Here is a 16,649-nt window from a genome sequence, read left to right as displayed (position 1 = left end):
TTAAGAGTGGCAAATAATAATGATACTGTTTACCTTCTCAGCCAATTAAAAATGTGGTGGTTCATCAAAATGACAACTCTGACCGTAGAAATTCTTTGTTCTGAGGCGGCAATATTTTCAGCAGCCGAGTCTCAACACCCGGAACCTCTGCTTTACGGAATCACAGACGGAAAGGCTGTTGGAACATATTTGGAGCAAAAGTTCAGACTCTATCTCAAGCAGCAATATGAATTTATAGATGGCAATTCAGCAAGCGGCATCGATTTCCCAGGGATATTGGTTGACGTGAAGGTAACAAGTGTTAGGCAACCGCAGTCGTCATGTCCTTTCAAATCTGCAAGGCAAAAGATTTTTGGGCTGGGATATTCACTGATTATCTTTGTTTACGAAAAGACAGACAACAGTACCATCCGAACTGCAACGCTGAATATTTTGCATACAATTTACGTTAGTGCCGAAAGAACAGCAGATTTTCAAATGACCCGTGGAATTCGCTATATTTTAGATAACGAAGGCAATAAAGATGATTTGCTTGCTTTCATGTTTGACAAAAATCTACCTGTTGACGAAATTGAAGCAGGTAACATTGCAGACGAAATACTGAGAAACCCACCCTTGCAAGGTTATTTGACCATTTCTAATGCGTTGCAATGGCGACTTCAGTATGGAAGGGTCATTGAGCGTGCCGGACAACAGGAAGGTGTTATCGCAGTTTATAAATCTAACCAATGAGTTCTAACAATCGCAAAACCAAACTAGAATACGGCGATTTTCAGACACCGCCGGCATTAGCCGAGATGGTATGTCGAAAATTAGTAGAACTTAATGTCAATCCTGGCACCATAATTGAGCCGACGTGCGGTATCGGTAATTTTATTCAAGCTGCTGCACGTTCGTTTCCATCCGCAGCCAAAATTATCGGGGTTGAAATAAATCAAAATTACTTAAAAGAAGTCAGACTAAATAAGCAATTATTTCAGGATCAGAGATGCGATATTTGGCACGGAGATTTCTTTGATTTTAATTGGAAATCATTACTCGATCGATGTAGCACTCGACTGCTTGTACTCGGCAACTTTCCATGGGTGACCAACTCGCAACAAGGAACTATTGGTAGCGGAAATTTACCTAAGAAAAACAATTTTCAAAATCACAGGGGCTTAGATGCTCTCACAGGTAAGAGTAACTTCGATATCTCAGAATGGATGCTGATTCAGGCGGTGCAATGGCTGCAAAAGCGCGATGCCGATCTAGCGATGCTTTGCAAGACTTCGACTGCTAGAAAGTTATTGAATTACCTTCACTCTCAAAAACTCAATCTGGCTGACTGTGCAACTTACAAAATAGATGCTAAAAAATATTTTGATGCAAATGTTGATGCTTGTTTGTTAGTCTGCAAATTTGATGCTCATTCGCGCAACTACTTCTGCGATGTATTTAGCAGTTTAGAAACTTCAGACTGTCACCGAATTGGATATCACAACAATCTCTTGGTTAAGGATATAAATTCTTTCAGTAAATTGAGTAATTTATATGCTGTGAATTCAGGGACAAAATGGCGATCTGGTGTAAAGCACGACTGTTCTAACGTGATGGAGTTTCGCAAAATAGACAATTATTTTGTAAATACATTCGGAGAAGTTGTCGATATTGAGGACACTTATCTGTTTCCGCTAATCAAAGGCTCTGGTGTTGCTCAAAATCGAATTAATGCTACCGATCGATATATGCTCATTACTCAAAAATTTATCGGGGAGTCAACTGAAAATATCAAAAAAATAGCTCCTAAAACCGGGCGCTATCTGGAGGATTGCGGGCAATATTTAGATAATCGAAAAAGCAAAATTTATCAAAACAACCCTCGATTTTCGATTTTTGGAGTTGGCGATTATACCTTCAAACTTTGGAAAATTGCGATTTGCGGGCTTTATAAAAAACTGGATTTTAGGTTGATCGGTGAAATAGCTGATAAACCTGTGGTTTTTGATGATACTGTTTACTTTCTCGGCTTTGACGACGAGGGAGTTGCGCGTCAAACTTTTGAGCTTTTGAATTCACCGGCGGCGATTAACTTTTATTCAGCGATCGTATTTTGGGATGAAAAGCGCCCGATTAAATCCAGTATTTTAAATTGTCTGAATCTGGCACTACTGGCAGATTGGGAGTTTGTAACCGCAGATGCACGCAGATAAACGCAGATGGATAGAGATATAATTTATATTATCAGTAATTATGAAAACCTATAACTCTAACTTTACCCAAGCTCGTAAACTTCGAGGAATTTGTGGAGTGGCTGCCTGAAAATTCGGCAGTAAGCTGATTATAACTCACATTTTTCAGCATTTGCATGAACAGGCAAGATGCCTGTTCCAGAAGAGATCAATTTTCTTATGGGGTGGGCCGAAGAACCCGGCCCCAAAAAGATTTATCTCTCGCCCTTTTACATCTTAAACTTCTCCACAATCCGTCTCATCGCTTCTTCCACATTCTCCCGACTATTAAACGCCGAAATGCGGAAATAACCCTCACCCGCCGCACCAAAACCAGAACCCGGAGTTCCCACCACATTGCAAGTTTCCAGCAACTTCTGAAAGAAATCCCAACTCGACAAACCGTGAGGCGTTTTCACCCACACATAAGGTGCATTTTCGCCACCAAAAACCTCGATTCCTGCGGCTGTCAATTTCTCGCGAATAATCGCAGCATTTTCCATGTAAAAATTGACTAATGCCTGAATCTGTGCCTTGCCAGCTTCAGAATAAACGGCCTCAGCACCGCGCTGCACGATGTAAGAAACTCCGTTAAATTTAGTAGATTGGCGGCGGTTCCACAGCTTCCAAATTTCGACATCGGAACCATCTGCTGCTTTTCCAGTCAAAGTCTTCGGTACAACTGTCAGCGCACAGCGAGTACCCGTGAAACCAGCATTTTTGGAAAAAGAACGAAATTCGATCGCACAATCCCGCGCCCCTTCAATTTCGTAGATAGAATGCGGTAAACTCGGATCGGTAATATACGCTTCGTAGGCCGCATCGAAGAAAATAATCGAACCGTTAGCTTTAGCATAATTTACCCAAGCTTGCAAGTGTTCCTTAGTTGCAGTTGCCCCCGTCGGGTTATTCGGAAAACACAAGTAAATTAAATCGACTTTTTTGTCGGTGGGAATTTGGGCAGTAAAATTGTTTTCCGCTGTAATTGGCAGGTAAACTAAGCCGCCGTATTCGCCATTTTCGTTCGCATCTCCCGTGTGTCCAGCCATCACGTTAGTGTCTACATACACCGGATAAACTGGATCTGTAACTGCGATCGTATTGTTGTTGCCAAAGATATCGAGAATATTGCCGCAATCGCACTTAGAACCATCAGAAATAAAGATTTCCGAAGCATCAACATCGCATCCCCGCGACTTGAAATCGTGCTCGGCAATTTTCTCCCGCAGCCACTCATAACCTTGTTCCGGGCCGTATCCTTTAAAGGTATCCCGCGAACCCATTTCTTCCACCGCCGCCACCATCGCTTGGCGACAAGCAGCCGGTAGTGGTTCAGTCACGTCGCCAATCCCCAGCCGAATGATGGGCGCTTCGGGATTCGCCTCTGCAAAGGCTTTCACCCTGCGCCCAATCTCAGGAAACAGGTAGCCAGCTTTGAGTTTAAGGTAGTTGTCGTTGATAGTTGCCATAGTTCGATCGCTACAAATGTCGTAGAATAGCTTACTGCTACATAAGATTGACATAAAGCGGACAAGACTAACATCTCGGACACTTAAAACTTACTTCCTGCTTCTACGTAGGGAGTCGGCTCCTTCTACTCCACAGGCGTGAATTCAGGACTAGCCATCCTTACTCTATCTCTTGAGACCGACGCTAAATTAATTGCGGCATTCAAATCTCGATGACAACTGTTACCACAAGCCTCACAAACAAACACTCGCTCCGAAAGTGGCATCGGTTGAATGTTACCGCACTTTGAGCAAGTTTTAGATGAAGGATACCATCTATCTACCACTTCGACAACAGTGCCGTAGATGGGAGATTTATAAGTGAGTTCTCGTCGAAATTCATAAAACCCTGAATGTAAAATTGCAGCAGCCAGTTTGTGATTTGCTGCCAAGCCAGAAATATTTAAATCTTCGATGCAAATGTGAGCGTACTTTTGGCTGATTTCTGTCGTTGTTTTCTGTAAGAAATCTCGCCGTCTATTGGCAATATCGGCGTGTTTTTTAGCAAGCTTTCGATAAAATTTCCGAGCGTTTTTCGAGGTTTTGATACCAACTTTTCTATTTCCTAATTGCTGGTGACGGTGGCGGTACTGTAGTTTCCCTAGCTTGATTTTCGCTGTTTTTAGGGAATCTGGCAGTTGGTATACCGTACCGTCACTCAAGGTGGCAAAGGTGGATACTCCTAAATCTATGCCTATCGGTTCAGATACGGAGTGATATAAAGGGGGGATTTTGTCCGCTTTTATGGTAAAACTGACGTACCATTTATCCGCAGTACGGCTGATGGTAAATGTTTGAGAACAACAGTTGTACCCGATAGCTTCTTTCAGACGAAACGTTCCCAATGTGGGAATTTTTATGCGATTGCCAGCCATCTGAAATATTGGCCCATTGCTGCTGTCTACGGTAAAGGAGTCCCCGGACTTCTTGCGTTTGAAATTAGGAAACCCGCTCCCCCCTTTGAAAAAGCGTTCGAGGCCGTTATTGAAGGCAATGAAAGCGTTTTGATAAACGCGGGATGATAAAGTATTAGTCCATTGATATTCTGGTTGTTTTTTGATGAAGTTGGTGAAGGTTTTTTTTATTTCGGCAATCTTTCGGGTAAGGCTGACTTTGATGTCCATCACGCCCATGTACAGGGTACAAGCCAAGTTGTAGCAAAACCGAGCGTAACCAGCGTGTCGCGCCATTAGGGTACGTTCAGCATTGTTGAGTTTGAGTTCTAGCTTCAGGGCGTACATAGCCAGGGAGCGAGTCAGGAGTGCCAACATTAATACTTATTTTACCAGTCACAGACCGCGAAAGGACAAAAACACCGTGTTTTTTTGGACAAGATGTCTTTAATGTCAAGAAAAGTTTATGAAACTGCCGTTTAGTATCATCTCCCAATTGTCTCTCTCAAGCAGCAGCAAGTTCGGCAACCAGCAGTGTACGGGATTTAACCTATGTAACCGATGGATGTTGGGCCAAGACAAAGATTTTCCCACTCGAACACTCGAACACTCGGCCAATCCGCCATTACAGGCAATCTGGGTAGTTGTTCAACAGCCATTGACCAAAAAATCAAATCTGCTTGTATAATCAGAATAGTGTGCAGCGCAGAAACAATTATGGACGAGATCGAGTACGCCAAACTCTATCAAGAACTGGCGGCAATTCTGGATGAGTTTAATTTTGGTTGGGTAGTTCAACAAGTAGCGGATACTGTAGAGATAGGCAAAGTAATTGAAGAGCGATCGCTCAAAAGAAAAACACCTCTGCTCAAGATAGAAGATTATACCGCAAAAGAACAACTTTTGCTGTTAATTAATGCTGTCGAACAAGCGACGGTCAACACTTCCGAAATGGAAGACGAAATTGCTTATTTCTTAAAAGTAGAATCAGAAACTTCTCCCCTCGGCACAAAAATTACCTTTGCCAATTCAGGTGCCGAAACTGCCAAAACAATCGAGTTTACTTCCAGCGTCACAGCCCCCCGTCACAAACAGGCGATCGCCCTCAAGCAATTGCTGGAAAAACTGCCCTCTGGGCCCAGCAACTACGCCATCAATTCCGAAATTAAAAGCAAATTAAAAAGCTCGATCGATCCCGATTTTAACACAGCGGCAGAACAATCCAGAATTTTTGATACTTACCTCTTCACTATTCTGCTAAAAGCTGTGGCTAATGAAGGCGGTACAATTTATTACAACAATGTTTTAGACGACGAAACACCGAAATATTTAACATTTAGAAAAACGGCGGGAAAAATCCACGGAACTGCCCATCCATACACTCATGCTGTTGTGGAATTTCCCGACAAACCAGCCCTGGAAGTTCACCTAGGAGTAAAAGTCCAAGGTAGAGCCGGAGTTCTGCACAACTGCAACGTGTTAATTTTGTACCAAAAAGAAGCAAATATCTGCCGCTTGCTCAACCGCGAACCCCGGCACTCGCAGGTGATTTTAGCAGTAAAATCGGAACACAGCACCTCAGAACTTAAACTAGAAATGGCCGGTGCTTTTATCGGCTTAGCATCAGACATTCGCTACGAAGGTGGCAGCTATTTCATTTCTAACAGTTACTCCCAATCCGTAGCGAAACTGCTAACTACCGCTCGCAAAAAATGGGAACTTAACATTTTTCCGAGAGCCACAAACGATGTCCATCGACTGATGTACTCGTTTCAAACAATCTTTAAAGACTTTAAGGCCAGAAACTAACATCAGGGAATTGGGAATTGGGCATCGGGCATCGGGAATTGGGAATTGGGCATCGGGAATTGGGAATTGGGAATTGGGCATCGGAAGTAGTTAGTGTAGGACTTATGCGTAAATACCAAAGAAACCAGGTTTTTTACCAGGATTCAACGCTCAAATCCAGTATTTAGTAAAAAAAGGGTTTCTGCGTCTAGGACTATAGTGGTTAGTGGTTACTGGTTAGTAGTTTTTCTAATAACAAATAAAAAACAACAAATTACCAATGCCCGATGCCCGATGCCCGATGCCCGATGCCCGATGCCCGATGCCCCATGCCCCATGCCCAATATAATTTATGATGTTGCGAGCACCCGAACCTTACGAATAATGTTTAAGAAAGATAAATCTTCCCTGCTGTTTACGATCGGAGCCGCCACACTTCTGATCGGTTTAGGCTTTGTCACCTACTACCTCGTCATTTCCCGTGGGCCCGCCAAAGATTTGCCGCCGGGGGCAACGGTTGTCCCGCAAGACACGATGATGGCCCTATCCATCACCACCGATGAATCGCAGTGGAATAGACTGCGAGAATTTGGCACGCCGGAGTCAAAAGCTTCGTTTGAGAGGTTTTTAACGGAAATGCGCGATCGCCTGCTCACAAGCAACGGCTACGCCTACCAGCAAGACATTCAACCCTGGGTTGGTAACACAGCAATGGTAGCCTTTCTCCGCAACAAAATAGCTATACCAGCCCCCTCGCCGGCACCCAACGCGCCCCCATCTCCGCCAATTCAACAGTCAGTGGCAATTATCCTGCCAATTGCCAACCCGATCAAAGCCAAAGAATTATTAGCAAAATCCAGACCCCTCAGCCAAGGAAAAATTGTTGAGCGTAATTATAAAGGTGTGCAAGTCACAGAAACTCAAGGCGTACCCGATCGCAATTTCTCCGTCGCGGTACTCGGCACAAGTTATCTAGCAGTCACCACAGATCCTAGCGCTACAGACAGAATAATCGACACCTACAAAGGCGAACCTTCCCTCGCAAAAACCCCTGGCTATGCAGACGCCATAGACAAAATAAAAAGTCCGGGCGCTTTCGGTCAAATCTACGTCAATATGCCCGTTGCCACCGCCTATGCCGCCGCCAACTCAGCCCGTGAAATTTCGCCAGAAAGCCTCGAAAAACTGCAACAAAATCAGGGATTTGCCACCACAGCGACGCTGGATGTAGAAGGAATTGCCTTCAAATCAGTCTCTTGGCTAAAACCAGATTCTACCAGAAGGATAGCAGTAGAAAACAATGCTCTAAAAATGGTTAACCGCCTGCCAAACAATACAATAATGATGGTATCCGGCGGCAACTTGCAGCGTTTGTGGCAAGACTACGTATTAGGAGCCGATGCAAACCCGATTTCCCCAATTAATCCCCAAGTTTTACGCACAGGTTTAAAATCCACTACCGGCTTGGATTTAGATAAAGACTTGATGAACTGGATGGCGGGAGAATTTTCTTTATCATTAATACCAGCGCCCGCCCAGAATCCCAGAGACAAATTTGCGGCCGGATTTGTATTTATGGTGGAAACAAACAACCAGGGCGCAGCGAACAAATCCCTGAAACAGCTTGATGAAACCATGAAAAGTAAAGGATTTAGAGTGGAGGAAATTCAAGTCGGTGGCAAACCGGCGATTAAATGGACATCGCCCTTTGGAGGGATTACGGTAACTCGGGGCTGGATGAACAATGTAGCGTTTATGACAGTAGGAGCTCCCGTGGTTGATTCGATCATTCCGGAACCGAAAAGTCCGCTTTTAAGCAGCGAACTGTTCCAGAAAACTGTCCGATCGGAACTTAAACCCCACAACGGCAATTTCTTCATTGACACCGAGAGTGCGTTTAACCCGAAAAACCTAGCTTTGCCGGAGTTTCCTCCCAACCAAAAAATGTGGATAGACGCCACGCGGTCGATCGGCGTTACAGCGGCCGTCATTGGCGATCGTACCACCCGTTATGACGCTTTTGTCGGTCTCAAAAAATCCACCCCATCCACTCCTTCTGCAAATCCTTCACCGCGCCCTGCTTCACCGCGCTCTGCTTCACCCAGCCCCTCGCCCACTGTCCAAACTTCACCCAATTAACTCTTAAATCCTGCCACAAATCCGCCTGCACACCCCCTTAAACACCCACAGGGCGATCGATTAAAACCGAAAAGCAGCAGCTCAAAATTCGCAATAGTGGAGTTGACTGCAAGAAGGAAATAGAGCCGGATTTAAGGAGTTTTACTTCACAAAACCTCACACAAATAAACCCAAAAACCCGGTTTTTTAAATAAACCGGGTTTCTGAATACTCTAACAATTTGACTTACTGAAGAAGAATTCAGCAGCCAGAATCCAGAAGGGATTCTGTGCGACAGGATCGAGAATCGAGGTTTAAAGCCCCGATTTTAATCGTGGATCACAAAAATTCTTTCCGTGACCCTTAACTATCACTTGAGGCAGGGGGTATTCTACCTTCTGAATTCTTTCTTTTGACTCCTTCTCATTTCTTCTTTCCATAATTTTAATTTTCGGCAAGCATATAGTTTTTTTTGTTGTGTATAAAATATTTTGGGATGTTTCCCGGTCAGTCTTGGACGCAGAAACCTAGTTTTTGAACCCCCATCCTTCCTTCAGACTATCAATAATATTTAAAAAACCGGGCTTCTAGGCGTCGGATAGCCTCTAGAAAAGCCGTTTTTGTTATTTTTTATTAATATGTCATGCGGAAGATACAGAGCCTAGGCATTTCAAGTTATATTTAGAATGTGGAGAAGATACGCTGAGAAAATTGCAAAAGCAGAGGCAAATTCTACCCATTGACTCCTAAATGCACTTGCACTCAGGAACCCGGTTGCTTCATAAATATAGCGTCTTCAACTGTTCCGAAAAACCTATGCAGATATTGGCATTTCTAGTCAGCACCTGTACAACATGGGAACCTGCCGTCAAGCGTCTTAACTGACCACTTTCATCTGGTCATAACACCGTGATGTAAACACCAGCATTATGCAGTGTCGAAGGCGATTAAGGAACGAGTAAACAGGTTGATAAAGCGTATCGCTTTCCTAACAAGGGAACGTGAACATTTACCAGGTCAAGCTTACTTAGCAATAAGACTCACAGAATAACTCACTAATACCCCTCTGAAAATGAGGGGTGGATTTCCAATCTTCTACGCACATTGACCAGACACAGCACAGATGTGCAGATATTTAGTGACACAGCCATCAACCCAAGTTTTTTCTAAAAAGGCGATTTCTTTACCGAATTTCTGTGATTTATATATTTTACCCATTAAAAACCTATGAAAGCCGTCAAAAATATTCAAAAAACGTCGAAATTTCTATCAAAAGCAAGAATAAGCAAACTGGCACTTGCTCTGCAAATAGTCTTAATAAATCTTTACTTTTGGCAAGCAAAAGCCGAAGGTCAAACAATTGTTCCAGCGGCGGACGCAACGGGTACTACCGTCACTCCCGGAGCGCAAAACGGAACTCCTGGGCAGCCAACTCGCTTCGATATAGAAGGCGGACAATTATCGAGCGATCGACAAAATCTTTTCCACAGCTTTAAAGAATTCGGCTTGTCGGAAAATCAGATTGCCAACTTTATATCAAACCCCAACATTCGCAACATTTTAGCGGGCATAGGCGGCGGCAACCCCTCGATTATTAACGGCTTAATTCAAGTAACCGGCGGCAATTCTAACTTGTTTCTGATGAATCCATCCGGCATCATATTTGGCAACAGTGCCAGCTTAAACGTGCCGGCTTCTTTTACAGCAACCACCGCCACCGCTATTGGATTTGGTTCAAACTCGTTTAACGCTGTCGGTAGTAGCACTTACGCATCTCTGACAGGCGCGCCCAATTCCTTTACTTTTGGGGCCGATCGAGCAGGGGCAATTATCAACACAGCCGACTTAGCAGTCAAGTCAGGGCAGAACTTAACCTTGGTGGGCGGCACAGTTGTCAGCACCGGCCGCCTTTCTGCCCCAGGCGGTCAAATTACCGTAGCGTCAGTCATCGGGAAAAATTTAGTCCGCGTCAGCCAGCGAGGCAATTTGCTGAGTTTGGAAATCGAGCCGCCCTCAGCGACGAGCCCAGGAACAGCGCCAACAGCTTCGACATTCTCGATCGCATCCTTGCCCGAACTGCTCACCGGCATTGGTGAAACAAACGCTACAGGCATCAGCGTCAATGCCAGCGGTGAAGTGGTACTCACGGCCTCTAACCGAGCATTAGCTGCGGGGGACGTGGCACTAAAAGATGCAAACGCTCAGGCGATCGACATTCAAGCAGCCAACACCATTACAGTCAGCGGAAACCTGACAAGTTCCCAAGGCGGCCCAATCGCCCTACAAGCTAGTGGCGACATTCGCACTGTCGATCTCGACTCCCATTCCGACACCACCGCAGGCGGCAACATCACCGTCACCAGCCGTACCGGAAAAGTAGAAACAGGCAATATCAAGGCAGGGTCGATCGACAAAACCAGCAACGCCGGAGACGTTAGTATTGCAGCACCCTCAAGCAGCATTCAAACAGGGTCCATAGACGCCAACTCCCAAGAAAAACAAGGTGGCGAAGTCACTCTCAACGCCCGCAACGATATCCAAGTAACCCATATCAACACCGAAGGCCGAACAGGCGGAGGAGAGATTGACATTACAGCCGGCGGTAATTTCCGAGCTACAGGCACTTTCACAAACGATAACAATTGCTTGTCGCAAGCTTGCAGCATTTCCGCATCCACTACTGGTAGCGCCAATGGTGGAGATATCACCATTCGCCACGGTGGCGAAGCCTCGAACACTCCTTTCAGCGTTGGGGCCGACTATAACAAACTCAACGGTACTGCTGGCAGCATTGCCACTGGGGGTCCAAAGAAGGAAAATGTTATTACACAGGGAGGTTATTTCAGCCCCAGCCCTCAGATAGTACAGCCGACGCAAATTAACATTACGGCTTCTTCAGTATCGCCAGCACCAACACCAGCACCAACACCAGCACCAACACCAGCACCAACACCAACACCAACACCAGCACCAGCACCAACACCCGCACCAGCACCAGCACCCGCACCCGCACCAACACCCGCACCAGCACCCGCACCAGCACCAACACCAGCACCAGCACCAACACCCGCACCAGCACCAACACCCGCACCAGCACCAGCACCAGCACCAACACCCGCACCAGCACCCGCACCAACACCAGTACCAACACCAGCACCAACACCCGCACCAGCACCCGCACCAACACCCGCACCAGCACCCGCACCAACACCCGCACCAACACCCGCACCAGCACCCGCACCAACACCAGTACCAACACCAGCACCAACACCAGTACCAACACCCGCACCCGCACCAGCACCAGAGCCCGCGCCAGCACCAGAGCCCGCGCCAGCACCAGCACCAGCACCAGCACCAACACCAACACCAGCACCCGCACCCGCACCCGCGCCCGCACCCGCGCCAGCACCCGCGCCCGCACCCGCGCCCGCGCCAGCACCCGCACCCGCGCCAGCACCCGCACCCGCGCCAGCACCCGCGCCAGCACCCGCGCCAGCACCCGCGCCCGCGCCAGCACCCGCGCCAGCACCAGTTTCAAATGTGCCACCAGCACCGACAATTACTCAAAATCCAGCACCAGTTTCAAATGTGCCACCAGCACCGACAATTACTCAAAACCCAGCACCAGTCTCAAATGTGCCACCAGCACCGACAATTACTCAAAATCCAGCACCAGTCTCAAATGTGTCACCAGCACCGACAATTACTCAAAATCCAGCACCAGTCTCAAATGTGTCACCAGCACCAACAATTACTCAAAATCCAGCACCAGTCTCAAATGTGCCACCAGCACCAACAATTACTCAAAATCCAGCACCAGTCTCAAATGTGCCACCAGCACCAACAATTACTCAAAATCCAGTGGTTGCGCCTGCTGCTGCGCCGATAAATCTCGCACCGATACCGACACCGGAGCTCGCTGTCAACCAGCCACCCAGCACAAATCCTTTGTTTTCGCCCAGCTTGCAAGAGCAAAACCAGATATCTAATTCCTTGCAACAGCGCATTTCACCTCCCGCACTTGGGAATCTTGACGCTTCCAGGTTGCCAACTAACGTCGATGCCGTTATTTTTCCTGTGGAGGAGAGATTTACCAGGGAGTTTGCCGATTACCTAAGTTTGCCATCAACAAATGCGATCGCCACCCTAGAAGATGCCCAAAATACCCTTCGTGGCGTCCAACAAGCCACAGGCATCAAACCAGCTCTCATTTATATCAGCTTCTTACCCAAGGGTTCTACAGTTGATCGGCCTTACAGTAGTTCCCCCATCTTGCGCGTAGAACACCAAATTCAAGCCTCTGACGAACTGGAAATGATGGTGATCACCCCGGAAGGTGTGCCCGTTCGCCAGCGCATCCCTGGAACCTCTCGCGCCCAGGTAATGGAAGCTGTTCGGAAATTTCGCGATGAACTGACTAATCCGGTAAAGCGCAACACTAAAAGTTATTTGCCCTTGGCTCAGCAACTTTACCAGTGGATGGTAGCGCCGCTCGAAGCAGAACTGCAAGCCAAAGGCATTGAGAATTTATCTTTTATCTCAGATATGGGGTTGCGATCGATACCGATGGGTGCGCTGCACGACGGTAAAGGCTTTCTGGTAGAGCGTTACAGTGTTGGATCGATGCCGAGTCTGAGTTTGACAGATACCAGCGCCACCAATTTCAAAAATACCCAAGTTCTGGCAATGGGGGCGTCGCAATTTGCAGATATGAGTCCTTTGCCTGCGGCGGAAATAGAAGTATCGACCATCACCCCGCAGCAGTGGCCGGGCAAGTCTTTCTTGAATGAAGCTTTTACCCTCGCTAATTTGAAATCGCAGCGCCAGCAGTATCCTTTTGGAATGATTCACTTGGCTACTCACGCCGAATTTCGATCGGGAGCTCCTAGCGAATCCTTTATTCAGTTGTGGGATAGTAAATTGCGTTTGGATCAGTTACGACAAATGGGATGGCACAGCCCGCAAGTGGAAATGTTAGTTTTGAGCGCTTGCAGGACTGCTGTGGGCGATCGAGAGGCCGAGTTGGGCTTTGGCGGGTTAGCCGTGCAAGCCGGGGTTAAATCGGCTATGGCGACTCTTTGGTATGTCAGCGACGAGGGCAGTTTGGGGTTGATGTCGGAGTTTTACGGGCAGTTGAAAACTGCTCCGATTAAATCAGAAGCACTGCGACAAGCGCAATTAGCGATGTTGCGGGGAGAAGTGCGAATTGAAGGGGGGATGCTGCACACTTCTGTTGGCAATCTGCCGTTACCCCCGGAATTGGCAAACACGACGACTCAGAATTTCTCTCATCCTTATTATTGGTCTGCTTTTAGAATGATTGGTAATCCTTGGTAATAGGGTTTGTTTTAGTCGATCGATTGTTTGACTTTGCGGGCGATCGACTGTTAGCAACTTTTGCGCTGTAACTGTCGCATAATCTTCGAGCGACAGTATTATACTATTATAAAAATCTTGACTTATCGGGAGCGGGAGTATGAGCATTGTTCCACGCGGCATGACAGTCACTGAGGCTTATCGGCTTTATCGGTCAGGTAACTTATTGGTGAACAGAAAGTATCAAAGAAAATTAATTTAGTCGATTGACGAAAAAGAAAACCTGATGGGAAGCATTTTAAAGGGATACCCAATTCCTTTAATTCTCTTAGCTGAACGTCCTTTAATTCATGGAAGTGGCAAGTAGGAAATCATAGATGGTATGCAGCGACTTAATGCTATTTGTGGTTTTATTGAAAATGTGTTTTCCTTTGATAACAGGTATTTCGATCTTAACGAGTTCTCCTATGCTAAACAATTAGCTGATGAGCAAGTATTTGATACTGTAGAAAATTTTTATCCTTTATCGAGAACAGAATGTGCCGACATTTTAGATTATCAGCTTGCAGTAACTATCTATAGCGCAATGGATGAAAGCGACATAACAGAGGTTTTTGGTAGAATAAATTCCGGTGGTAAACATTTAAGTAATCAAGAGAAACGACAAGCAGGTGTAACCACACCATTTGCAGAAGTGGTTCGTACAATTGCGATGAAGTTGCGCGGGGATGATAGTCCGAAAACGCTTCGCCTATTTGATATGCCGCAGGTTAGTATTGATTCCAAACCAAATAATCAAGGGTATGGCATTCAAGCAGAAGACACTTTGTGGTGCAAGCAAGGAATTCTTACAATATCTCAACTGCGTGACAGTAACGATGAAGATATGATCGCAGATATTTCAGCCTCGATATTACTTAATGAACCCCTCCCAAGAAGCAGAGAGAGGCTAGATAATCTGTACGATGAAGAGAGTAGTTACTTCCAGTCAATAGAGAATGCTCTAGCCATTTATGGCTCAAATAGACTAGAAGAAAATATTGTAAAAACTTTTTCCCTTCTGGCAGAAACTATTGAAACATATAGCCAGGGTAACAAGTGTTTGGTAAATATTGTAAACTCAGGCAGTAGTAATCCAATTCCCCAGGCATTTTATACAATTTTCATGGCTTTTTTTGAATTAGTAATTGAATCAGAGCTTCTACCTGCTAATCCTCAAGGGATTATGGAGGCACTCAAAAATCTTCAAAATAAGTTAGATCTAAGCCATCGCTATGCAAAGATACAAGATCGTCGAAATAATATTAATCAAACCAAGGGATTGATACAAGACTACTTCGCAAAGCAAGATTCATCAACTTCGGGATACGGTGCAGAGTTGATACAAAATTTCAAAAATTCCTTACTTCGTTCTCGTATAGAAACTGCCAAGTATGAGTGCAAGCAAGGTTTCCTCGATCTGTCACCAACAAGTAGAAAACTAAATGATGGTTTACCTCAGAGACTTGTTGAGACAATTTGCGGAATTGCCAACTCCGATCCCGACACTGATGGATATATTTTCATTGGAGTAGCTGACAAAAAGGAAGATGCCGAAAAAATTAAAATTTTAGATGCAATTAATCCTATTGAAATCAATGATAGATATGTTGTAGGAATTGATAGAGAAGCTAAGTTTTTAGGTAAAACACTAGAGGATCATGTTGGGATATTAATTAATGCAATCAAAAAATCTGCTTTGACTGACACATTAAAGACTCAGGTTCTGATGAAAATTGATACTATATTCTACAAGGGATTCTCTGTGATTATCATTAATATTCCATCTCAAAAAGCTATGTCATTTGTGGGTAAAAAAGCTTTTTTTAGAGAGAATTCTTCAACGGTAGAAGCTGAAGGACCAAAAGTACTTGCTGTTTCTGAACGTTTCAAAAAAAGTAGTTGACGAAGATTAAAAAAGTTCGATCGCCCAAAACATCTTCCACCATCATCAATCCGCTTCTAATCCGCCGGAATCATCCCCGATCGCACCCTGAACATCCTCTCAGCAACGGCGGATGCACCAAAAGAACCTTAAAACCCAGGAAATAGAGGGGGGGGTACGTTTGATGTGTTGGTGCGCGTAAATGGCGCGATCGCCCCCTCAAGTGCAATTCCTAACCTCGTATCAATCTCCCTGCGGCAAATTCTCCAGCCAAACCTCTAAATCCTCGATCGACTGAAAATCTAACAATTCCTCTGCTAGAGTTTCAATTTGCTCGATCGACAAATCAGCAATTCTAGTGGTGATAGATTCCGGTAATGTTCCAACTCGCCGATTTAACAGACGGCGATTTAACTGACGTAAAATCAAGGCTCTTCCTTCTTGTTCGCGGCCTTGCACAATGCCTTGTTCAATGCCTTGTTCGATGCCTTCTTCCTTCGCTTCCCGATAAAACCGAGTTTCCTCAAGCGTAATCCCTAACATCGCCTCTGCCTCCCTTCGGTTCAAATTTGTAAACTTGTAAACCAGTATCGTCGTCAGCATCTCTATTATGGCGCGACTCGCTGCCTCAGATTCCTCCCGCTGCGATCGCGCCAGCAACAATCGCGCCGCTTCCGGCGTACTCGCTTCGTCGATCGTCGTCAAAGCCATCAGCGCCACCCCCAGCGGCAACTGTTCAATATCCCCCAACTCATCCAAATATACGCGATGCACCTGATTGCAGTTCAAGAGATATCTATACGGATGCGTTTCACATTAGACCTCTTGCGAAAGTGCGCTCGTTCTAGGTAAAATAAAAGAAAAAATTAGCTCCCATAATATGAAGTACGAA

The 16,649-nt window shown here is 45.6% G+C and carries 9 protein-coding genes and 1 pseudogene; 6 read left to right on the top strand and 4 right to left on the bottom strand.

The window, feature by feature from the left end; translation table 11 throughout:
* Positions 1–6: 6 nt before the first annotated feature.
* Positions 7–732, top strand: a complete 726-nt coding sequence (locus Q5691_RS21800) for a restriction endonuclease (RefSeq protein WP_333346965.1) — start codon at positions 7–9, stop codon at positions 730–732.
* The gene (locus Q5691_RS21795) at positions 729–2,192 is read left to right on the top strand and encodes a class I SAM-dependent methyltransferase (RefSeq protein ID WP_333346962.1); all 1,464 of its coding nucleotides are present in this window, start codon (positions 729–731) and stop codon (positions 2,190–2,192) included. The genes Q5691_RS21800 and Q5691_RS21795 overlap by 4 nt, the downstream gene beginning before the upstream one ends.
* 248 nt (positions 2,193–2,440) lie before the next feature.
* Here Q5691_RS21795 and Q5691_RS21790 read toward each other — a convergent pair whose 3' ends face one another.
* Positions 2,441–3,679 carry an LL-diaminopimelate aminotransferase gene (locus Q5691_RS21790; protein ID WP_333346959.1) on the bottom strand — a complete coding sequence of 413 codons (1,239 nt, stop codon included), beginning with the start codon at positions 3,677–3,679 and terminating at the stop codon, positions 2,441–2,443.
* 125 nt (positions 3,680–3,804) lie between these two features.
* A complete protein-coding gene (locus Q5691_RS21785; RefSeq protein ID WP_333346956.1) occupies positions 3,805–4,989 on the bottom strand; it encodes a transposase in 1,185 nt (394 codons plus the stop codon).
* A gap of 339 nt (positions 4,990–5,328) precedes the next feature.
* Between Q5691_RS21785 and Q5691_RS21780 the strand changes: the two genes are divergently transcribed.
* The 4 genes from Q5691_RS21780 (at position 5,329) to Q5691_RS21765 (ending at position 15,778) form a co-directional block, all read left to right on the top strand.
* Complete coding sequence (locus Q5691_RS21780; protein WP_333346954.1) at positions 5,329–6,420, top strand: hypothetical protein; 1,092 nt, start codon at positions 5,329–5,331, stop codon at positions 6,418–6,420.
* A 363-nt stretch (positions 6,421–6,783) separates the two neighbouring features.
* Positions 6,784–8,538: a DUF3352 domain-containing protein gene (locus Q5691_RS21775; RefSeq protein ID WP_333210298.1), complete on the top strand. Its 1,755-nt coding sequence runs from the start codon at positions 6,784–6,786 to the stop codon at positions 8,536–8,538.
* A gap of 1,206 nt (positions 8,539–9,744) precedes the next feature.
* Entirely contained in the window at positions 9,745–13,854 is a 4,110-nt protein-coding gene (locus Q5691_RS21770; protein ID WP_333346951.1) for a CHAT domain-containing protein, read from the top strand.
* Between the two features lie 349 nt (positions 13,855–14,203).
* Positions 14,204–15,778 carry an ATP-binding protein gene (locus Q5691_RS21765; RefSeq protein WP_333346991.1) on the top strand — a complete coding sequence of 525 codons (1,575 nt, stop codon included), beginning with the start codon at positions 14,204–14,206 and terminating at the stop codon, positions 15,776–15,778.
* 222 nt (positions 15,779–16,000) lie between these two features.
* Here Q5691_RS21765 and Q5691_RS21760 read toward each other — a convergent pair whose 3' ends face one another.
* A complete protein-coding gene (locus Q5691_RS21760; protein ID WP_333346988.1) occupies positions 16,001–16,300 on the bottom strand; it encodes a DUF4351 domain-containing protein in 300 nt (99 codons plus the stop codon).
* 6 nt (positions 16,301–16,306) lie between these two features.
* A pseudogene (locus tag Q5691_RS21755) lies at positions 16,307–16,555 on the bottom strand (DUF2887 domain-containing protein); the annotation flags it as partial.
* Positions 16,556–16,649: the final 94 nt, after the last annotated feature.

Source organism: Microcoleus sp. w1-18aA5, from assembly GCF_036701705.1.
Classification (GTDB): Bacteria; Cyanobacteriota; Cyanobacteriia; order Cyanobacteriales; family Microcoleaceae; genus Microcoleus.
Note: the sequence above shows the minus strand (reverse complement) of the source record. Positions and strands in the feature narration are given on the sequence as shown.